Here is an 18,979-nt window from a genome sequence, read left to right as displayed (position 1 = left end):
TTTGTAATGCAATCGGTTGCATTGGCTTTTCTGAATAATGCAGCCGAAAAATAATTCTGTGTATCGCGGGAAAACCCTTTGTTATTCGAAAAATGTCGAGACATGGCCGTGCCGTGGCTACTGGCGAGAGGGGGATTCTTTGGATGCGATTGGGATGGAATAAGTGCAACCGGTTGCATTTATGCGTCACGCAGGAGGGCGCGCATGCCGGCCGGACTGGGGGCTTTGGGACGCGATCGTACCGCGCGCGTTTGTCGTTTCGGGCGCGAAAGCGTGGAGTGGCGCTTCGACGTTGCTGGTGGCGGGAAGACGTTATCCCGCCACGTCGGGCGACAAGGCAGGGTACAACGCCTTTCGGTTTAGCCCCCGTGCGCAAGAGGCGCCGAGCGTGCGAGACCGTCGTAGCTCCCGGGCATACGCCAGCCTCCTCCAGAAAAATCGTGATCTTGTGCCCGTTGGGCGTGGTCCAGTAGTAGAGCTCGTGCCGTTTATTGCGGTTGGCTCAGGGAATCATTGCCGTGTGTCCGGGTGCCCACCGTGCCGTCCTGTCGGCTTGCGATGCCAAGCGTCGAGAAAACCAGGCCAACAATCCAGAATACCGGGCCCAGGATGCCCGGCCAGATTCCCATATGGCCGGGTACGACTACGAACAGGATAAAGCCCGTATCGGCGACGCCTATGTTCACGAAATTGATCCAGTAGCCCCAGACGCTGTTACGCCAGTTCAGCGTGAGGGCGATACCGATGGCAGCAAGCGCAAAGAAGAGCAGATTCCAGGCATCCTGGAAGACTCGGCCTTGCGCCATCGAAAAACTCATGGACTGGCCGACGACGTAGACGGCATGCGCCGCCTGCAGGTGCAGTATTCCCCAGATGACGTAGCAAATGGCGCTGATTCGTGCGGAGGTGTTTGAAATGTTCATAAGTTTTCCTGAAGATTTCGCTAGAAAATGAATCCCGAATAGTCCGCCGGGCGCCGGTCGACCCTGGTTGGGCCCCCGGGGCGGCGGGTTCAGTCGACGATACGCAGTTCGCGCCGATAGGCGTCTTTGCGCGTGACATAGCGTGCCGCGGTGCCCAGAATCGATTCGATTTCATCCTGCCGGAGTGGCCGTTTGACGGCGGCGGGCGAGCCCAGAATGAGCTGCCCCGGCGCGAACTTCTTTCCGGACGTGACCATCGAGCCCGCTCCCACCAGACATTTTGCACCGACCTCGGCACCGTTGAGGACGACTGACTGAATCCCGATCAGCGATCCCGCGCGTATCGTGCATCCGTGCAACATCGCCTGATGGCTGATCGTCGCGCCTTCTTCCACAAGAAGCGGGAAGCCCACGTCCGTGTGAAGTACGGCGCCTTCCTGAACGTTGCTGCCCTCCGAAATGACAATGGGTTCGTTGTCGCCTCTGAGCACGGCGCCCGGCCAGATGCTCGCGCCGGCCATGATCACGACGTCGCCAATAATGGTCGCCTCAGGGGCGACAAAGGCTGAAGGCGAGATTCGCGGCCGCAGTTCACCTAAAGAGTAGATCGTCATGATTGTCCTGTTAAAGCAATCGATTGCATTCTACACCAGCAGACTGATCATGCAAGGCGCGTTTCCGGGTTGCGGCTTTCGGCCCTGTTATCAGGGGATCGATACGCCGGATCGGTGGACTATCTGCTGAGAAAGAACCGTTGACAGGCCAAATCATAATCCATAACATGCAATCGGTTGCATTAAGGCTATCTTGAGATTGGAGACGAATTCATGAACGGCGATCACGACGACGGAATCATTGACGACGAAAGTGCGCTTACCCCTATGGTGAAACGCGTTTTCGCCAGCACACCGGATGCACGTTTGCGGACATTGGTCACGGCATTTGCGGAACATGCGCATGCGTTTGTTCGCGAGGTTGGCCTGACCGAGGCCGAATTTCAGGCCGCCATCGAGTTTGTCGAGGGCATCGGCAAGGCCAACACCGACACGCACAACGAAGTCGTGCTCGCCGCGGATGTGGTCGGCATCTCGACGCTGGTCGCGCTGCTCAATAACCCGACGGAAGGCGGTCAGACGGCTGCCGCGCTGCTCGGTCCGTTCTGGCGGGGCAACTCGCCGCGGTGCGAACTTGGCGCGAATATCTCGCGGCACGAGACGGGTGCCCTGCCGATGTTCGTCAGCGGGTATGTGAGAGACGAAGACGGGGAGCCGCTCAGCGGGGCGACGGTTGACGTCTGGCAGGCGTCGCCGGTCGGGCTCTATGAAAATCAGGATCCGGAACAGCCGGATATGAATCTGCGCGGACGGTTCACGACCGACGCGCACGGCCGTTACTGGTTCGAAACGGTGCGGCCGGCGGGCTATCCCGTGCCGACCCATGGTCCCGTCGGGGCCTTGTTGAGAGCCCAGGGGCGTCACCCCTATCGTCCCGCGCATCTGCACTTCATGGTGTCCCGACCTGACTACAAGACGTTGGTCACGCAGATTTTTGCGGACGACGCGGAACACCTGTCGAGCGATGTCACCTTTGGCGTCGTGAGAAGTTGCGTGGGCCATTTCGAGTATCGCGAGGGTACCGAGGCCGACGCCAGGCTCAATCGCCCGCACTACGTCTTTTCGTATGACCTCACGCTTCATCCCGGGGTCAGCGAATTTCCCACTCCACCAATCAAATGAGTGAGTTTTGCCATGTCAAATTCGAATTCTGAACTGCAGCTGGATGGAAAGGTTGCGGTGATCATCGGCGGAAACGGCGCGATCGGGTCGGAAACCGCCAAAACGCTCGCGGCAGCGGGCGCGACGGTGGTGCTCGCGGTGTGGCAAGATCCGCACGGCGCGGCGCAACAGGCCGCGGCGTTGCCGGGATCCGGGCACGGCGCCGTGGAGGCGGATATCACATCGGAGAGTTCGCTCAGGAAGGCGGCGGCGGACGTGGTCGCGAAATGGGGACGCGTGGACATCCTGGTCAATGCCGCGGGCAAGACCTTCGCGATTCCGCATGGCGACCTCGATGCCTTGACCGACGAAATCATCGATTCGGTGTTTCTCGTCAACTACCGTGGCGTATTTTCGAGTATTCGGGCATTTGCGCCCGCGCTTCGGGAGTCGGGCGACGGCTTGATCGTCAATGTCTCGTCGATCGCGGCGACGACGGCGATCGGCAGCAATGTCGCGTACTGCGGAGCGAAGGCGGCCCTCGACAACATGACGAAAGCGCTGGGTCGCGCGCTTGCCCCGGGGATCCGGGTGCTGGGCGTGAGCCCCGGCGTGGTCGATACGGCATTCGTTCCGGGCCGCAGTAAAGACTTCAATGAGAAGGCCGCGGCTACGACGCCCCTGAAGCGGATCGGGCAGGTGGAAGACATCGCGCGTGCCATCGAGGCGTGCGCGACGAGGCTGACGTTCTCGACCGGCGTGACCATCGTGGTCGACGGCGGCAGGCATCTCTGAGTGGATCGGAACAGGGGAAAGCTCAATGTTGGACACCGTGATCATCACCTGCGCCGTAACCGGAAACCTGACGACGCCGGAGCAGCACCCGGGACTGCCGGTTACGCCGGAGCAGATTGCGACTTCGTCGCTCGAAGCCGAGGCGGCGGGCGCCTCGGTCGTTCATATCCATGTGCGCGATCCCGAAACCGGGCGGCCGTCGATGGAGATCGACCTCTATGCCGATGTCGTCGACCGGATTCGTCGTCGCAGCAAGGATCTGGTCATCAATCTGACGACGGGGCCGGGCGGCCGGTTCGTGCCGGGCGAGGAGGACCCGCGTGTGGCCGGTCCGGGGACGACGCTATTGCCGCCGCACCAGCGGGTGGAGCATATCGGGATCATCCGTCCCGACATCGCGACGCTCGATCTGAATACGATGAACTCCGGGGCGCAGGTCGTCATCAACACACCGGCCAACGTGCGAAAGATGGCCAGGGAGATTCGTGCGGCCGGCGTGCTTCCCGAACTCGAGGTTTTCGATTCCGGCGACATTCATCTCGCGCGCGATCTGCTTGCGGATGGAACGCTCGCTGGCCCTGGGCTTTTCAGCATCGTAATGGGCGTCAAGTACGGATTTTCCGCTGCGCCCGAAACGGTGGCCTATGCGCGTTCGCTGCTGCCGCCAGGCGCGATCTGGTCCGCGTTCGGCATCGGCCGGTCCGAATTCCCGATGGTGGCCCAGTCGGCGGTGATGGGCGGTCATGTGAGAGTCGGGCTCGAGGACAACATTTTCATGTCGAAAGGCGTGCTGGCGCAGAGCAATGCCCAACTCGTTGCGCGCGCAAAGGATCTGCTGCTCTGCATCGGGCAAAAAATTGCGACGCCGCGCGACGCGCGGCGGATCTACGGCCTGTCGGCTGACTGAATAACTGAACGTTGAAGGGTATACACCATGAGCGAGAATAGTTCGAATGCGCTGAAGATCTTCGAAAAGGCTCCGTCACTGGAGGCGCTTAGCCTCGATGTGACGCCGGTTTCGTTGCCGAAGATCGGTCCGGACGACTGTCTGATCCAGGTCTGCAGCGCCGGCATCAACATGAGCGACGTGAAGGCGACGCTCGGGCAGATGCCCCATGCCGTGTGGCCGCGTACGCCGGGCAGAGACTACGCCGGCATCGTGCTCGACGGTCCGGCCGACCTGGTGGGCAAGGAAGTCTGGGGCAGCGGCGGCGAGCTCGGTATCTCGCGCGACGGCACGCACTCGCGCCTTCTCGTGGTCCAGGCATCGAGCGTTCGGCAGAAGCCGTCGACCGTCAGCATGGCGGAGGCCGGTGCCATTGGCGTGCCGTTCATTACCGCCTATGAAGGTCTGAGGCGTGTTGGTCAGTGGGCGTCCTGCGAGAACATCCTGATTCTCGGTGCGAACGGCCGTGTCGGGCAAGCCGTCGCGCAACTGGCCGCGGCGCGGGGCCTGCAGATTTTCGGCGTTGAGCGGACCAGCGAGGCATTTCGTGGGAAGGCGGTGGCGCCGGTCGAAATGATCGATGCGAGTTCGCAGAATATTTCCGGGTACGTGCGCGACCGGACCGGCGGCAAGGGGGTCGACATCGTGTTCAATACGGTCGGCAGTCCCTACTTTGTCGAAGGCCATCTGGCGATGGCGAAGGGGGCGGCGCAGGTCTTCATTTCGACTTTCGAGCGCAGCGTGCCGTTCGACATCTTCACCTTCTTCCGCGGGCAGCACTCGTTCTACGGTGTCGACACGCTCGCCCTGAATACGCAGGCTTGCGCCGAAATCCTGGATGACCTGCATAGCGGATTCGAAGACGGAGCGTTGTCGCCGTTCCCGGTACTGCCCGAAAATATCTATACGCTCGACAATGCGGCTGAGGCATATCGTACAGTCTACCGGGGCTCGGGCGAGCGCCTCGTGATTCAGCCCTGAAGTGCCGTGATGGATCCGGCCTCGCGCACGGGCCCGGTTGAAGCGCGGACAACAAGCTTCGGCTTCAGACGCAGCTCGACTGGCTCGACGGTATCTTCATCGAGGCTGCTGAGCAGCAGGGAAGCCGCTCGCGCGCCAAGTTCGCGTTGTCTGATCTGCAGAGTCGTGAGCGGCGGGTTGATGACGTCCGTGAGCGCGGTGTCATTGTGCCCAATCAGTGAGATGTCGCGCGGACACACCAGATTCCTTTCCCGGAAGGTATCCAGGCAGCCCACTGCGATGAGGTCGTTGCCGGCCACGATCGCAGTGACCTGCGGGAAATTCTTCAGCATCGCCGTACAACTCTTGCGTCCCGCCTCGCGCGTATACGCTTCGCTTTCCTGGATCATGCGCGGTGCGACCGGCAGGCCGTGAGCGGTCATGGTCGCGTGAAAGCCGACTGAGCGCACGTGGCTGGTAGAGAACTTGAGCGGGCCGACGATGTGTCCGATCGCGCGGTGTCCAAGCGACACGAGGTGATCGACAGCGAGCCTGATGCTCATCGTGTCGTCGTTGATCACGCTCGGAATGCGGCATTCGTCTTCCATCCGGTTCAGGCTGACCGCCCGCAACCCTTCCTCGAGGCAATAGTCGACCACGGCATCGTGGCGCTCGGTCGAGGCAATGATCAAGCCATCGACCTGTCGCGACTGCATTTGCTGGACCACCTGCAACTGGCTGCGGGTGTCGCCGCTGGCGTCGACGATCAGGACGGTATATCCGGCACGACTCAGCACATCGTTTATGCCTGCGAGCATCAGGGGAAAAATGGCGTTCGAGAGATCCGGAATCAGCACGCCTATCAGGCACGATCGCTTGGTGCGCAGAGCCGCCGCGAGAATGTTCGGGCGGTAGCCCACTTCCTCGGCCTTCTCCAGAACCTGTGCGACTACGCTTGCGCTGATGAGGTGCCGTGTCGCCGGGTTGAGCACGCGCGAAACCGTTGACGGGTGGACCCCGAGTTGTCTGGCCAGGTCGGCGATTCGCAATTTCTTGTCGTTCATAACGGATTGGGTAGACAGTAGCGGCGACCCGGACGCACGGGGAGAGCCTCCCGCGTGCCCACCTTGTAAGGGGCACGCGCGGGTTCTATCCGCCTCGTTCGTCGCCAGGTACGCAATGGTGCCACACCCAATGGTGCCACACCGATAGCGTTCCGTATTGCTCGCGCGCCGGTCGAATTCACACGCGGCCGGAGCGGGTAGACGGAACTGCAGTCCGTGATTTTTCGACTTGACGACCGTTGGCTCGAGTTCTAAAGTGCAATCGATTGCATAACCTTTGTGCTTTCGTAGTTCGAGGTGTCGAGCGGCGGGCGTATTGCAGGAGCGATCGCACTGACTGAATCGGGCCCATTAAACTCAATACGTGGAGGCAGGCATGTCGAAGCTCGTATCCAGCTGGAAACGGCATTGGTACAGAGGACGAACGTTTCAGGTGGTCGCGGCTGTCGTGATCGGCATAGTAGTCGGGCATCTGTATCCAGACGTCGCAACGGGACTCAAGCCGCTTGCCGATATCTTCGTTCATTTGATCAAGATGGTGATCGGGCCCATTGTGTTCATCACTATCGTTACGGGTATTTCCAGCGCGGGAGACCTGCGCAAAGCGGGCCGCATCGGCCTGACCGCGCTCATCTACTTCGAGCTGGTCAGCAGTCTGGCGCTGGTGATGGGTCTGGTGGTCGCCAACCTGACTAGGCCCGGAGTGGGAGTCACGGTGGGTTCGCTCTCGAAGACTGCGGCCGTGGGACTGTCCAAACCCGTGGCCATCTCGTGGGCAGATACGCTGGTCGCAATTTTTCCGGACAACGCCGTCAAAGCCTTCGCGAACGGCGACCTTCTTCAGATCATCATATTTTCGATTTTCCTGGGATGTGCGCTATCCATGCTTGGCGAGAGAGGAAAGCCCATCGAGGAATTCTTCGACCGGCTCGGACTCGTTTTTTTCGGCACGATCAAGATCATCATGAAGTACGCGCCTGTTGCGGCCTTCGGTGCGATGGCCTTCAGCGTGGGCAAATATGGGATCGGGTCGCTGGTCGAACTGGGCAAGCTGCTGGCCTACCTGTATCTGTCGATGATCGTATTCGTCTTCGTGGTGCTGGGCCTGATCGCACGGATGAATGGCCTGAGTCTCTGGTTGCTGCTCAAGTACTGCAAGGAGGAAATTGTCCTCGTCATCGGTACGGCCGCAAGCGAGGCCGTTCTTCCAACCTTGATGATGAAACTCGAAGCGCTCGGCTGTTCGAAGCGCGTCGTGGGGCTTGTGATGCCGACGGGCTATTCGTTCAATCAGGACGGTGCTGCGCTTTATCTCTCGATGTCGGTGCTGTTCATAGCCCAGATGTATGGGATCAATCTCTCGCTATCCCAACAGATCGGCATTCTTTTCGTTCTGGTGCTCACTTCGAAAGGGTCGGCGGGCGTCACAGGCAGCGCGTTCGTGGTGCTCGCCGCGACCGTAGCCGCAACGCATGTGGTGCCGGTGGAGGGGGTGACGCTGCTGCTCGGCGTCGAGCGGTTCATGTCTATCGGGCGGGCTACGCTCACGGCGATCGGCAATGTGGTGGCGACCGTGGTAGTTGGGAAAATGGTCGGGGAATTCGATTCCGATGTGGCGCTGGAGCGCTACAAGACCCATTTCTCGGATACCTCGATGATTCAGATCTGAGAGCCAGGCGTTGTTCGTGCCTGAGCGATCCGGCACACCCGGATAGTTTACGCTGCCTGGAGAGGCATCCATGGCCGGAAGATGCGTTGATCAATTCGGATTGCGAAAATTATTTGGGGAGTAATCAGTGGTGTCCATTCGCCGCGTAGATTTTCAACATGTCAACATTGCATTGGTCAGTTGCGCGGTCGGCGCGTAAATTGATCGACAAGCCGGCAGACACTGCGGCATTTACCCACGAAATACGAAGGCACTGGAGAGGAAGGAGAGAAAAATGCTGGAACTTTATAACGCAATGCAATCGACGTGCAGCCAGAAGGTACGCCTGACGCTGGCTGAGAAGGGTTTGGACTTTGTCGAACATCGCATGAAGCTGTTCAAGAATGAGCAACTGGCGCCCGAGTATCTGAAGCTCAATCCGAACGGCGTGGTGCCGACGCTGGTGCACGACGGGGTTCCCATCATCGATTCGTCGGTCATCATGGAGTACCTCGACGAGGAATATCCGCAAACGCCGCTTCGGCCGGCCGATCACAAGGCTCGGGCGAACATGCGCGCGTGGATGCGTTTTTTCGAGGAGGTGCCGACGGTGGCGGTCCGGTTCCCGTCGTACAACGCGGCGTTCGCGCGGCACTTCAAGGACATGAGCGATGAGGAGTTCAAGGCGCTGGCGGCCTCGAAGCCCGTACGCGACAAGTTTCTTGGCGAGATGAACAAGGAAAAGGGTTTCAGCATCGAGCGCCTGCATCAATCGGAGGACAGTATCCGCAAGACCGCAGCGCGGATGGAGACCGTGCTCAAGGATGCGCCGTACCTCGTTGACGGCAAGTTGACGCTGGCGGATCTGTGCGTGCTTCCGCTGCTGATTCGCATGGAGGATCTGGGTTACGCGTACCTCTGGGAGAATGCACCGGGCGTTCAGGCCTGGATGGAGCGCGTCAAGGCGCGGCCTTCCTATGCGATTGCCTTCTATGAGGGCGCACTCCTTTCGCAGCAATATCCCGGTATCCGCGAAGAGCATCAAAGGATGCTGCATTTCGCTGCTGCCTGACGGGTTCCCTGCGGCAAATGAAATAGGGCAGGTAAAACATGGGAATGCTAATTAACGGATCGTGGTTGAGCAATGACGACGCCTACCGCCAGCACGCCAGCGGGGAGTTCGTGCGGCCACAGTCGGCGTTTCGAGAGTGGGTGAGTCCGGAGGCGTCCGCGAAATATCGCGCGCAGGCAGGCAGATATCACCTCTATGTCTCGAACGCGTGCCCGTGGGCGCACAGAGCGATCTTGGTGCGCGCCATCAAGGGACTGGAGAGCGTGATTTCCATGTCGACCGTTGCACCGGAGACGGGGGGAAACGGGTGGTCGTTCGTGGAGTTTCAGGGGGGCGATCCGGATCCCGTCTTTCAGGCGGCCCACCTGCACGAGATCTATTCCCGGGTCCGAAGCGACTACACCGGGAGGGCTACGGTACCCGTCCTTCTCGACAAACATACGGGAGAGATCGTCAACAACGAGTCGTCTGAAATCATCCGTATCATGAACGATTCATTCAATGCGTTTTCGCCTTATCCGGACACGAATCTTTACCCGGAGCACTTGCGTACCAGGATCGACGAAGTCAACGAGTGGGTGTACGCGACGATCAACAACGGGGTCTACCGGGCAGGATTTGCCACGTCGCAGGAAAAGTACGAGGAGGCCGTTAGCGCGCTATTTCTGTCGCTCGATCGCATCGAGCAACTGCTCGAGACGCAGGACTTCCTGTGCGGACATGCGCTGACGGAAGCGGATTTGCGCCTCTTTCCAACCTTAATCCGGTTCGATTGCGTCTATTATTTTCATTTCAAATGCAATATACGCCGGATAGCCGATTATCCCCGTCTGGCGGATTACGTTAAAAGGCTGTTCGAGTTGCCGGGTGTGGGCCGCACGGTCAACTTCAAGCACATAAGAAATCACTATTTCCGCAGTCATACCAAGCTCAACCCGAGCCGGATCATACCCATGGGTCCGGACCTGGCTGCGTTCAGCTACGCCAGCTGACCTGTTTGTTCGCAAGACCGAAGGCCAACCGACGAATGATACCCAGGGGAGTGGGTTGTCACTCGTCGCTTTTCCTTTTGCCGGGACCCAACGTCGCAATGCTCTGTATGGTTTGCCGTAGCCAGAGGTGAGCCGTGTCTTCGGTCGAGCGCTCATGCCACGCCATGCCGCTTTCGACGAGATGCTCGAAGGGGAGCCGCCCGATTGCCAGATCGTAGCGATCGCTCAATTGATATGCCACCTGCCTTGGAATGCTCGCGATCAGATCACTCTGTTCCAGCGCGAGTGGCAAGGCGAGAAATGTGGTTACCGTAGTCGCAATACGCCGCTTCAAACCCTCTTTCGCCAGGAGCGAGTCGACGGGGCCACGCGCTTCGCCGGTTGGTGAGACCAGCACGTGAGGCCATGCGACATACGAGTCGATGGTTATCGGATTGCTGAGAATCGGGTGGTTTCGGGACGCGACCAGCACCAGCGGATCTTCGAGCAGCGCAATGGTGTGCAGGCGCCTGTGACGTTCGTCGAGGTGGCCAATGAAAATGTCGAGTATGCCGTCGTCGAGCAAGGAGACGTACTGGTCCTTTGTCACGCCGCGCAAGCGGAGATCGATTCGCTCTCCTTGCTCTCGCACCGTGGCGATAAGCTGCGCGACGAGGGCGATTTCGGCGTACTCGGTCATGCCGATGGAGAATGTTCTGTGCGCCGTCGCCGGAGAGAATGGCAGGTTCGACTCGAGTACCGTCCGCAGTTCCTGTATTGCACCTTGAATCGGCACCGCCAGCGCGAGTGCCCGGGCGGTGGGATCCATGCCGCGGGATGTTCGGACGAATAACTCGTCATTAAAGATATCGCGAAGACGAGTCAGGGCGTGACTCATCGCGGGCTGAGACAGACCGATACTCGCACCGGCACGCGTGACGGCGCGTTCGCGCATCATCGCGTCAAAGGCTTTAAGAAGGTTGAGGTCGACGGTGTTGATGTTCATGTGGCGGTCAGCCTGTCCGGGAGAGGCAGTCGGCGGGTCCGGCGGGAACCTGCCCGGATACCTGCGCACACGGAAAGCGAGGCATCGGGACAAAGTCAGAGAGTAGCTTAGTCTCCAACGCGAGCGGACACGAGTCAACTGGGAGCACCGGGGAGCAAGGCTGATCGACTCAATTGGCGCTATGCAGTTCCACCATGCCACGCAGCAAGGCGGCGTTGAAGGCATCCGTCTCCTGCAGCTGCGGCGCATGACCCGATGCGGGAAACTCCACGAGCTTGGCGTGCGGAATCGCTGCGACGGCCTCATGCGCGAGTTTCGGATAATTTCCGAGTGTCGGCCGGATCTCGGGCGGTGCGAACTCCTTCCCGATCGCGGTGGTGTCCTTGTCGCCGATGATCAGCAAGGTGGGTGCCTTGATCTGCGGAAGTTCGTAGTAGACCGGTTGCGTCAGGATCATGTCGTAGAGTTCGGCGGAATCCCACGCCACGCGCGCGCGATTGGGGCCGCGGAACATGCCGGCCAGCATTTGCACCCAGGGTTCGTAGTCGGGACGCCATTGGCCCGCGAAATAGGTGTTCCGTTCATAGTTGCGGATACGATCCGCCGACGTATGCAATTCACGGTCGTACCACTGGTCGAGCGATACGGGCGGCACGCCTTTCGCACGCCAGTCCTCGAGACCGATCGGATCGACGAGCACGAGTTGCTCGGTCTGATCGGGGTACTGAAGCGCATAGCGGATGCCCAGCATGCCACCCGTCGAATGACCGATGATCGTCGCGTTCTGGATACCCAGCGAGGCAAGCAGGTCGTGCGTATTGGCCGCGAGCTGCTGGAACGTGAACTGATAGTTGTCCGGCTTGGTCGATTTGCAGAAGCCGATCTGGTCCATCGCAATCACACGATAGCCGGCTTTCGACAGCGCGCCGATGGTCGGCCCCCAGGTGGCCGCGCAGTAGTTCTTGCCGTGCAGCAGAACGGCGGTACGACCGTTGGCGGTCTGCGGCGCTGGCGGGACGTCCATGTAGGCCATCTGCACGTCCTGTCGTTGCGAGTGAAACTTGAACCACTTGACGGGCCACGGGTAGTCGAAGCCCTGCAGTTCGGCCCCATAGACCGGAGCGTCCTGGGTGGCAGCCGGGGCAGACGCAGAGGTCGCTGTTTGCGCGAAGGCGTCGAGCGCAACGACAGACGAGACAGTGAGTGTCGCCGCTACAGTCAGCGATGCAAGCAAGCGAAGCGTTTTCATGTGGGGATGAAATCCGTGGTGGGAGAATGTGACCGCTTACAGCAGCACGCCTCGCCGGTGGCGTGTGCTGCTGTCATTGTCGAGCAGAGCGGGTTCACGCTCGTGCAAAGGCGGTCAGCAATTTCATATCAGGCGATCGCGCCGCCGCCATCGACCAGAACAGTCGATCCGGTTGCGAACGGTGTCGTTGCGAGATAAACGACGGCATTGGCAACGTCTTCGGCTTGACCCACACGACGCGCGGGCAAGCGTGCTGCGGCACCGTCGTACATGGTCTGGCGTGCCTGCGCATCGAGTTTGTCCCACAGCGGCGTCGCGATGAGACCCGGCGAAACGGTGTTGACCCGCACGGGAGCCAGTTCGAGCGCGAGGCCGCGCGCCAGTGCTTCGAGCGCGGCATTGATTGCGCCTTGCAGTACGGAGCCGCCGCTCGGCCGCACGCTGAGAAAGCCCGAGACGAACGTCAGCGATCCGCCAGGCGCGATATCGACGAGGCGTGCGACGCGGTAAGCACCCCAGAACTTGCTGTTCATGGCCGTATAGGCGTCCTGCAGCGGGAGCTTGCGTGCCGGGCCGCCAGGCGTCTGTGCCGCCGAGATGACGACGTGATCGAATTGACCCGACGTCGCGAAGAAGGCTTCGACCGCGGCCTCATCGGTGGTGTCGAGCACGACGTGCGTGACCTTGCCGGCAATCTGCGCGACGGCGGTTTCGAGTTTCGCTGCGCTGCGCGATGCGATCACGACGTGCGCGCCTTGTTCCGCGAATGCCTTTGCCGTTGCAAGGCCGATCCCGGAACTTCCGCCGACGACGAGTACCTTGGCTGATTCGAGTTTGCTCATGCTGAGTCTCCAGAGGGGGAGTGCAGGGGAACCGCGCTGGCGCGCTTCGTGTCGCGCCAGCAGCGGAACGTTCGACGATGGGTGCTCAGGCTTCTACCGTTTCGGTGTCCAGCGTTTCGTTTGCCGAGGCTGCGGCGCCGGACCACGCGGGGTAGTCGAGATAGCCGCGGTCCGTACCGCCAAACAGCGTGCTGCCGTCGAAGCTGGCCAGCGGCAGGCCTTCGGCGAGGCGACGCGGGAAATCCGGATTTGCCACGAAGGGGCGACCGAATGCGACCACGTCGGCGTAACCCTTCGACAGCACCCATTCTGCCTTCGCACGGTCGTAGTTGCCTGCGACGACGATCGGCCGCGCGAAGCGGGCACGGAGCGACTCGCGGAACGTCTCGGTGAATTCCGGCGCGTCGTCCCAGTCGGCTTCGACGAGGTGCACGTAAGCGACGCCGCGAGCCTGCAGGAATTCGGCGGCTTCGAGGATCGTCGGCAGAATGTCCGGGCATGCCATGCCGCGCGCGGTCAGGAACGGGGCGAGGCGGATGGCGGTGCGCTCCGCGCCGATCTCTTCGGAAACCGCGTCGACCACTTCGCGCAGGAAGCGCAGGCGATTGGCACGCGAACCGCCGTATTCGTCGGTCCGCGTATTCGACGTGGTGCGCAGGAACTGGTCGACGAGATAACCATTCGCACCGTGAATTTCCACGCCATCGAAGCCCGCGTCCATCGCGTTGCGCGCGGCGCGCCGGAAGTCGTTCACGATCGCGCGGATCTCATCGACCGACAGTTCGCGCGGAGTCGGGCACTGCACCATTTCGCCGACGCCGGTCGTCGCGTTGACCTTCCAGATCTGACCATCGAACGGAATCGCGGACGGCGCAACGGGCAACGCGCCATCATGGAAATCCGGATGCGACATACGTCCAACATGCCATAACTGAACGAAGATCCGGCCGCCCTTTGCGTGAACGGCGTCCGTAACGAGGCGCCATCCCACGACCTGTTCGGTGCTATAGATGCCGGGCGTGAACGAATAGCCCTTGCCTTGCGGAGAGATCTGCGACGCCTCGGTGACGATCAGCGCGGCCGATGCGCGCTGCGCGTAGTACTGGGCCATCATCGCGTTGGCTGCGTCGCCGGGTTGCGTGCTGCGTGCGCGGGTCATCGGCGCAAGTGCAACGCGATGCGGGAGCGCATGGCCTGCCACGACAACAGGCTGAAAGAGGGGGGAAGTGCTGCTTGACATGGACTAAATCTCCGAAAGGGAAGAGCGCACGGAACGGGAGTCCGACTCTCCGTGTTGGCAATCCGTAAAATCGAGCGGCGCCACGAATTCGACGGCGACGTTCGGACTCAGGCGCACAAACAGTTGGCGTTGCTGGGTGTGCGGTACCTCGGCGAGGTTGTAGTGCGTAGCCGTAGCGTGCAGGCGCTCGATCAGCCTTTTCCATTCGTCATGGCTGTCGACACGAAACGCGACGTGATCGATGCGGGGCGAGCAGAGTCCGTCCGGCGCGGGTATCGTCGCGAGCACGATGTGCAGGAGCGGCCGGCCGTTGCCATAGAGCCAGTGGCCGGCGACGCCGAATGGCGGGCGCGGTCCTTCGGTCAGTCCGGCGACGTCCCGGAAGAAGCGCAGCGTACCGTGGAGGTCACGCGTGACGATCGATGCGTGGTCGAGATGCATGGATTCTGCTCATGGTCTGAACGAGTGCAGCCATTTTGTTGAAGAATCCCCGGTTTGATAATTGAGCTATCCTTTGAAGGATTTTCAACAACAATGGAAATATCGTGGAGAGCCTTGCTGACATCCGTCTTTTTGTCGAAGCGGCTAGCCTCGGCGGGCTGTCGGTGGCTGGGCGCAAGCTCGGACTGTCGCCCGCGGCGGCCAGTGCGAGGCTCGTGAGGCTGGAGACGACGCTGAATACCCGGCTTTTCGAGCGGACGACGCGCAAGTTGCGCCTGACCGAAGAAGGGCGAACCTATCTGGAGCACTGCCAGCTGGCGCTGCAGGCGCTCGATGACGCGCATGCCGCGCTACAGGCCGGGCGCAGCGTGGTGCGCGGCAAGGTGCGAATTTCCGCGACCTCCGATTTTGGCCGGCATGTCCTGAAGGGATGGCTCGACGCCTTCAGTGCGGAGTATCCCGACGTCCTTTTTTCCATGGTGTTGTCCGATTCGCTTTCGGATCTGTTGCAGGACAATATCGACCTGGCGATACGCTTTGGTGTCCCTCCCGATAGCTCTTTCATCGCGAAGCCGCTTGCGCCGAACCGGCGCCTCCTGTGCGCGTCTCCGGCCTATCTTGCTTCGCACGGCGTACCTCAGCATCCCGGCGAGCTCGAACGATTCGATTTCATCGTGCTGGGTACGGGCGCGTCGTCCGCCCACGAGTGGCGCTTCCGACGCAAGGGGGAAACCGAAACGTTCACCGTGCCGCTCGCGAAAGCCCGCGAGACGAACGACGGCGCGCTGGCGCGCGAGTGGGCCGTGGACGGGTATGGCCTCGTCATGAAGTCGATCTGGGACGTCGGGGCCGACCTGAAGGCCGGCCGCCTGGCGGTGGTGCTGCCGGAGTGGCGCACGCCCCATGCGCCAGTGCATGCGCTTTATCCCCGCAGTCACTACATGGCGCCGCGCGTCAGGGTGCTGCTGGATTTTCTCGCCCAGCGCTTTTCGGCCGCGGCGGACGAGTTTGCACGCATCGTGGCCGACGAAGCATAGCGGGCCGAACCTGGACCGGAAAGGCGTTGGGCATCGCCAGTGCGGCCTCTTTCGAATTCGGCCGCACGTGGCGTTGCGGTTTCACCCAATGCTGGCGAGCCGGGCCCCGTTTGGACCGTTAGCCGGATCGAGCAGAAGTTCGCAGGTCATCGTATGGAAAGGCACCGTTATTCCCGTTCCGTCGGGTGCTGTGCCCGCTGGATGCTGCGAGAACTGGCCAATGCAAGTCGAGCGAACCCCGAAGACCGTATCCGAATCGAGATACGGATCGCCATCAAGGAAGATGTGTGTGATCAGCGTGTCGTAGCCATCCTTCTGCGCCATGAAGTGAATATGAGCGGGACGCATGGGGTGTCGGTGCATGGCCTCGAGCATTCGACCCACCGTTCCATCCGTGGGAACCGGATAGTGCCTCGGCTTGACCGTGCGGAACGTCAATGTTCCAGACTCGTCGGTCACGAAGCGGGCGCGAAGCGACATATTCTCGTCCGACCAATCGGGATCCTGAACGTCGTAATAGCCTTCCGCGTCAGCCTGCCAGACATCGATCGTCACGCCTGCCAGCGGCTCGCCCGTGGTGCTTTTGACGGTCGTCGACACAAAGCACGGTTCACCGGCGGCGTCGTTGGCAATATCCGCGCCATGGGCCGGCAAGACCGGAGCGCCCGGGATATAGAACGGCCCGAATACCGTCTGTTCGGTTGCATTGCTCGAACGCTGGTGGTTCTGTGCGACCACGAGTTGCGATAGTCCAAGCGTGTCGCTCAGGAGGATGAATTCGTGACGTATGTCGGTGCACCTGTGGCCCGTTTCCGTCAGGAAGTCGATGCCTTTCTTCCATTCCTCCTCCGTCAACCCCGTTTCGCGCGCGAATGCGTGCAGATGCTGGATCAGGTTGATGAAGATCCCTTTGAGCCGGTTATCCGGCATGTCCGCCAAACGGGCGATTACCGCCTCAGTGATGTTGTCCTCGTTCAGATTGCGCATTGCAGTCTCCTTCATATTCGTTCGAACAGGTTCAAGCGCGAGTGCCGGTGATTGAACCGTGCAATCCGGCCGGAGCCCGCGGCGTGCCGTTGCACGGCGCGCCGCGTTACCGCTGCCGGCTGCGGTTACTTGACCATGTCGTTATGCTTGCCGTGCTTCCAGCGTTCGATGATGGTGGCCGAGAACAGACCTGCCTGGGTAAAGGGATCGTTTGCGACGAAGGCTTCGACCTCGTTCCAGTCCTCCGCTTCGAAGATCAGGAAGCTACCCGTCATGTCGCTGTCGCCCGTTCCCGTTCCTGGTCCCAGGGTCGGGCCACCCAACTGGATTTTCTGTCCGAAATGCGTCAGATACGCGAGATGTTCCGCGTAGTTGTCGAGACGGACCTGAAGGTTGCCGGGCTTGTCCTTACGGTAAATCAGAAACAACATGTTTGCCTCTCCATGCTTTTGGGGGCCCGCCTCAAGGAAAAGGCAGGCAATTGAGAAAACGTCGATTCAATCCGCGGCTGACTACATTGCGCGGCAACATCGAGCTATCACGTAGCGGTTGAGCCGGATTTCGTAGTACCAGGCACGTACCGGTTGATCCAGTATATGGACGTGCCGACGGCGTAGCCATGCCATGGCTGCAAACGTGCTTCCCGCTACGCGGGAGCGTTGCCTGCCGGATCGCTGTTAAAGTAGCCTCGCATATCCGGAATCAACGACAACCGAAGCCTGCTCATTCTGTCCACTTGCGCTCGAACTCCATTTTTTCGAAATGTTCGATCAGGAAGTCGATGAACGTGCGCACTTTGGCGGGTACGAACCTTCGACTGGCGTAGGCGAGATTGATGGTCAATCGCGGCAATTCCCATGCGTCGAGCACGGGTACCAACCGTCCGCTGAGGATGTCGTCGTAGATGACGTACTTGGGTTGCACGAGTATGCCGGACCCTTGCAGTGCAGCTGCCCGGATGACCTGGCCTTCGTTGCTTTTCAGCGCACCGCTAACTGGAAGTACCGTCGTGGTGCCGCGGCGTGTGAAATGCAGCTCGTCCGGGCGATTGGCGTAGCTATAGAGCAGGAGTTGATGGTTTTCCAGGTCTCCCGGGTCACGCGGTATGCCGTAGCGGGACAGATAGGCGGGTGAGGCGGCGAGTACACGCCGGGTCTCGGCCAGGCGCCTGATGGTGATGCTTGAATCGGCTTCATACTCCCGGGTCCGGACCGCGAGGTCGACGTCGCTGTCCAGCAGGCTCGTGTATCGATTGTTGACCTCGACGTGCACCGTCACCTTCGGATAGCGACGCGTGTATTCCGGCAGGATCGGCCCAATATGACGCATGCCAAACGATACCGTAGAGGCAATTCGCAGGACGCCGCCTGGACTCGTCGCGCTTGCGCTGACGAGCGATTCCGCCTCGTGAAGTGCCCCGAGCAATTGCTTGCAGCGCTCGAAGTGCTCATGCCCAATTTGCGTCAGATAGATGCCGCGTGTGCCGCGGTCGACGAGGCGAACACCAAGACGCGTCTCGAGGCCGATCAGGTAGCGGCTGGCGGAGGAAACCGACAATTCCAGTTTTTCGGCAGCTTTGGTGATGCTCCCGAGTTCCGCAACGCGTACGAACAATTCAATTTCAGTCAGTCGATCCATGACCTTGCGGCATCCAGACGTCTAGCAGGCAAAGCATGGGAGCGACCGAAACCGGTAGCATTCCTTTCTACTGGTGAACGTTCCTGCTTTGTGGCAACAGCCCCTGTTCCCCGCTCAGGTTCCATCGGCAGATTTCGCATTGATACCGGACCAGATCGACAAAGGCTGCAGGTTTAGCGTAGCCGCAAGTTACCGGATTGTCGTGCGATCGCATCGAACAAGATGTTCGAAACGGTCGCACGACAATCGGACCTGCGATTTTTATCATGCAAGTTATCCCGGTATGCGTACTTTTGACGAGTCTTCGCCCGGCTGGTAAGCGCACGCTTTCGCCGTCGATCGGATGGGAATCGACACGCTGGCGAACCCGTTCTCCTCCTCGCGGGCTATCGCGGCGCCTTGAGAATCTCTGTACGGACGATAGCGGGCGGCTCCGTTTGCGATC

19 protein-coding genes are annotated in these 18,979 nt (G+C 60.6%); 8 read left to right on the top strand and 11 right to left on the bottom strand.

All coding sequences use genetic code 11. The annotated features are described in order from the left end of the window. Positions 1-488: 488 nt before the first annotated feature. Complete coding sequence (locus BO1_RS52600; RefSeq protein WP_052409587.1) at positions 489-923, bottom strand: hypothetical protein; 435 nt, start codon at positions 921-923, stop codon at positions 489-491. An 89-nt stretch (positions 924-1,012) separates the two neighbouring features. Then, positions 1,013-1,537: a gamma carbonic anhydrase family protein gene (locus BO1_RS24455; RefSeq protein WP_028219793.1), complete on the bottom strand. Its 525-nt coding sequence runs from the start codon at positions 1,535-1,537 to the stop codon at positions 1,013-1,015. Between the two features lie 213 nt (positions 1,538-1,750). On the opposite strand from BO1_RS24455, the gene BO1_RS24450 reads away from it, so the two are divergent. From BO1_RS24450 to BO1_RS24435, 4 genes are read left to right on the top strand one after another with little or no spacing between them, the layout of a single operon-like run. Next, positions 1,751-2,659 (top strand): dioxygenase family protein, encoded by a 909-nt coding sequence (locus BO1_RS24450; protein WP_028219792.1) that lies wholly within the window; start codon positions 1,751-1,753, stop codon positions 2,657-2,659. Between the two features lie 12 nt (positions 2,660-2,671). After that, on the top strand, positions 2,672-3,433 hold the full coding sequence (locus BO1_RS24445) for an SDR family NAD(P)-dependent oxidoreductase (protein WP_043286275.1): 762 nt from the start codon (positions 2,672-2,674) through the stop codon (positions 3,431-3,433). 25 nt (positions 3,434-3,458) lie between these two features. Beyond that, positions 3,459-4,340 carry a BKACE family enzyme gene (locus tag BO1_RS24440; protein ID WP_028219790.1) on the top strand — a complete coding sequence of 294 codons (882 nt, stop codon included), beginning with the start codon at positions 3,459-3,461 and terminating at the stop codon, positions 4,338-4,340. Positions 4,341-4,367: 27 nt separating this feature from the next. Next, positions 4,368-5,360 (top strand): quinone oxidoreductase family protein, encoded by a 993-nt coding sequence (locus BO1_RS24435; RefSeq protein ID WP_028219789.1) that lies wholly within the window; start codon positions 4,368-4,370, stop codon positions 5,358-5,360. On the opposite strand, the gene BO1_RS52595 is transcribed toward BO1_RS24435, so the two are convergent. Beyond that, positions 5,351-6,403 (bottom strand): LacI family DNA-binding transcriptional regulator, encoded by a 1,053-nt coding sequence (locus BO1_RS52595; protein WP_043286272.1) that lies wholly within the window; start codon positions 6,401-6,403, stop codon positions 5,351-5,353. The genes BO1_RS24435 and BO1_RS52595 overlap by 10 nt on opposite strands. A gap of 376 nt (positions 6,404-6,779) precedes the next feature. On the opposite strand from BO1_RS52595, the gene dctA reads away from it, so the two are divergent. From dctA to BO1_RS24415, 3 genes are all read left to right on the top strand, one after another. Beyond that, positions 6,780-8,072 carry a C4-dicarboxylate transporter DctA gene (gene dctA / locus BO1_RS24425; RefSeq protein WP_028219788.1) on the top strand — a complete coding sequence of 431 codons (1,293 nt, stop codon included), beginning with the start codon at positions 6,780-6,782 and terminating at the stop codon, positions 8,070-8,072. 274 nt (positions 8,073-8,346) lie between these two features. Further along, positions 8,347-9,123: a glutathione S-transferase family protein gene (locus tag BO1_RS24420; RefSeq protein ID WP_043286269.1), complete on the top strand. Its 777-nt coding sequence runs from the start codon at positions 8,347-8,349 to the stop codon at positions 9,121-9,123. A 65-nt stretch (positions 9,124-9,188) separates the two neighbouring features. Further along, entirely contained in the window at positions 9,189-10,115 is a 927-nt protein-coding gene (locus BO1_RS24415; RefSeq protein ID WP_322788544.1) for a glutathione S-transferase family protein, read from the top strand. 58 nt (positions 10,116-10,173) lie between these two features. Here BO1_RS24415 and BO1_RS52590 read toward each other — a convergent pair whose 3' ends face one another. From BO1_RS52590 to BO1_RS52580, 5 genes are all read right to left on the bottom strand, one after another. Continuing rightward, the gene (locus BO1_RS52590) at positions 10,174-11,100 is read right to left on the bottom strand and encodes a LysR family transcriptional regulator (RefSeq protein ID WP_043286266.1); all 927 of its coding nucleotides are present in this window, start codon (positions 11,098-11,100) and stop codon (positions 10,174-10,176) included. A 169-nt stretch (positions 11,101-11,269) separates the two neighbouring features. Continuing rightward, entirely contained in the window at positions 11,270-12,349 is a 1,080-nt protein-coding gene (locus tag BO1_RS24405; protein WP_043286265.1) for an alpha/beta fold hydrolase, read from the bottom strand. A gap of 128 nt (positions 12,350-12,477) precedes the next feature. Further along, positions 12,478-13,191, bottom strand: coding sequence for an SDR family oxidoreductase (locus BO1_RS24400; RefSeq protein WP_028219784.1), 714 nt, complete (start codon positions 13,189-13,191; stop codon positions 12,478-12,480). 85 nt (positions 13,192-13,276) lie between these two features. Beyond that, positions 13,277-14,431, bottom strand: coding sequence for an alkene reductase (locus tag BO1_RS52585; RefSeq protein WP_043286263.1), 1,155 nt, complete (start codon positions 14,429-14,431; stop codon positions 13,277-13,279). A 3-nt stretch (positions 14,432-14,434) separates the two neighbouring features. Further along, positions 14,435-14,872: a VOC family protein gene (locus BO1_RS52580; protein ID WP_063744708.1), complete on the bottom strand. Its 438-nt coding sequence runs from the start codon at positions 14,870-14,872 to the stop codon at positions 14,435-14,437. A gap of 104 nt (positions 14,873-14,976) precedes the next feature. Between BO1_RS52580 and BO1_RS52575 the strand changes: the two genes are divergently transcribed. Then, positions 14,977-15,909: a LysR family transcriptional regulator gene (locus tag BO1_RS52575; RefSeq protein WP_043286260.1), complete on the top strand. Its 933-nt coding sequence runs from the start codon at positions 14,977-14,979 to the stop codon at positions 15,907-15,909. A gap of 81 nt (positions 15,910-15,990) precedes the next feature. On the opposite strand, the gene BO1_RS52570 is transcribed toward BO1_RS52575, so the two are convergent. From BO1_RS52570 to BO1_RS24370, 3 genes are all read right to left on the bottom strand, one after another. Continuing rightward, a complete protein-coding gene (locus tag BO1_RS52570) occupies positions 15,991-16,896 on the bottom strand; it encodes an intradiol ring-cleavage dioxygenase (RefSeq protein WP_043286257.1) in 906 nt (301 codons plus the stop codon). Positions 16,897-17,021: 125 nt separating this feature from the next. Further along, complete coding sequence (locus tag BO1_RS24375; RefSeq protein WP_028219783.1) at positions 17,022-17,327, bottom strand: YciI family protein; 306 nt, start codon at positions 17,325-17,327, stop codon at positions 17,022-17,024. Between the two features lie 292 nt (positions 17,328-17,619). Beyond that, entirely contained in the window at positions 17,620-18,534 is a 915-nt protein-coding gene (locus tag BO1_RS24370; RefSeq protein WP_028219782.1) for a LysR family transcriptional regulator, read from the bottom strand. Positions 18,535-18,979: the final 445 nt, after the last annotated feature.

Source organism: Paraburkholderia oxyphila NBRC 105797, from assembly GCF_000685075.1.
Taxonomy (GTDB): domain Bacteria; phylum Pseudomonadota; class Gammaproteobacteria; order Burkholderiales; family Burkholderiaceae; genus Paraburkholderia; species Paraburkholderia oxyphila.
This window is presented reverse-complemented; position numbering and strand designations above follow the sequence as displayed.

What these genes read in the sequence shown, in the direction of transcription:
- BO1_RS24420 (WP_043286269.1), top strand. Translation starts at nt 8,347, where the DNA reads ATGCTGGAACTTTATAACGCAATGCAATCGACGTGCAGCCAGAAGGTA.
- BO1_RS52595 (WP_043286272.1), bottom strand. Translation starts at nt 6,403, where the DNA reads ATGAACGACAAGAAATTGCGAATCGCCGACCTGGCCAGACAACTCGGG.
- BO1_RS24400 (WP_028219784.1), bottom strand. Translation starts at nt 13,191, where the DNA reads ATGAGCAAACTCGAATCAGCCAAGGTACTCGTCGTCGGCGGAAGTTCC.
- BO1_RS52585 (WP_043286263.1), bottom strand. Translation starts at nt 14,431, where the DNA reads ATGTCAAGCAGCACTTCCCCCCTCTTTCAGCCTGTTGTCGTGGCAGGC.
- BO1_RS24405 (WP_043286265.1), bottom strand. Translation starts at nt 12,349, where the DNA reads ATGAAAACGCTTCGCTTGCTTGCATCGCTGACTGTAGCGGCGACACTC.
- BO1_RS24455 (WP_028219793.1), bottom strand. Translation starts at nt 1,537, where the DNA reads ATGACGATCTACTCTTTAGGTGAACTGCGGCCGCGAATCTCGCCTTCA.
- BO1_RS52580 (WP_063744708.1), bottom strand. Translation starts at nt 14,872, where the DNA reads ATGCATCTCGACCACGCATCGATCGTCACGCGTGACCTCCACGGTACG.
- BO1_RS24445 (WP_043286275.1), top strand. Translation starts at nt 2,672, where the DNA reads ATGTCAAATTCGAATTCTGAACTGCAGCTGGATGGAAAGGTTGCGGTG.
- BO1_RS24375 (WP_028219783.1), bottom strand. Translation starts at nt 17,327, where the DNA reads ATGTTGTTTCTGATTTACCGTAAGGACAAGCCCGGCAACCTTCAGGTC.
- BO1_RS52590 (WP_043286266.1), bottom strand. Translation starts at nt 11,100, where the DNA reads ATGAACATCAACACCGTCGACCTCAACCTTCTTAAAGCCTTTGACGCG.
- BO1_RS24450 (WP_028219792.1), top strand. Translation starts at nt 1,751, where the DNA reads ATGAACGGCGATCACGACGACGGAATCATTGACGACGAAAGTGCGCTT.
- BO1_RS24440 (WP_028219790.1), top strand. Translation starts at nt 3,459, where the DNA reads ATGTTGGACACCGTGATCATCACCTGCGCCGTAACCGGAAACCTGACG.
- dctA (WP_028219788.1), top strand. Translation starts at nt 6,780, where the DNA reads ATGTCGAAGCTCGTATCCAGCTGGAAACGGCATTGGTACAGAGGACGA.
- BO1_RS24370 (WP_028219782.1), bottom strand. Translation starts at nt 18,534, where the DNA reads ATGGATCGACTGACTGAAATTGAATTGTTCGTACGCGTTGCGGAACTC.
- BO1_RS52570 (WP_043286257.1), bottom strand. Translation starts at nt 16,896, where the DNA reads ATGCGCAATCTGAACGAGGACAACATCACTGAGGCGGTAATCGCCCGT.
- BO1_RS52600 (WP_052409587.1), bottom strand. Translation starts at nt 923, where the DNA reads ATGAACATTTCAAACACCTCCGCACGAATCAGCGCCATTTGCTACGTC.
- BO1_RS24435 (WP_028219789.1), top strand. Translation starts at nt 4,368, where the DNA reads ATGAGCGAGAATAGTTCGAATGCGCTGAAGATCTTCGAAAAGGCTCCG.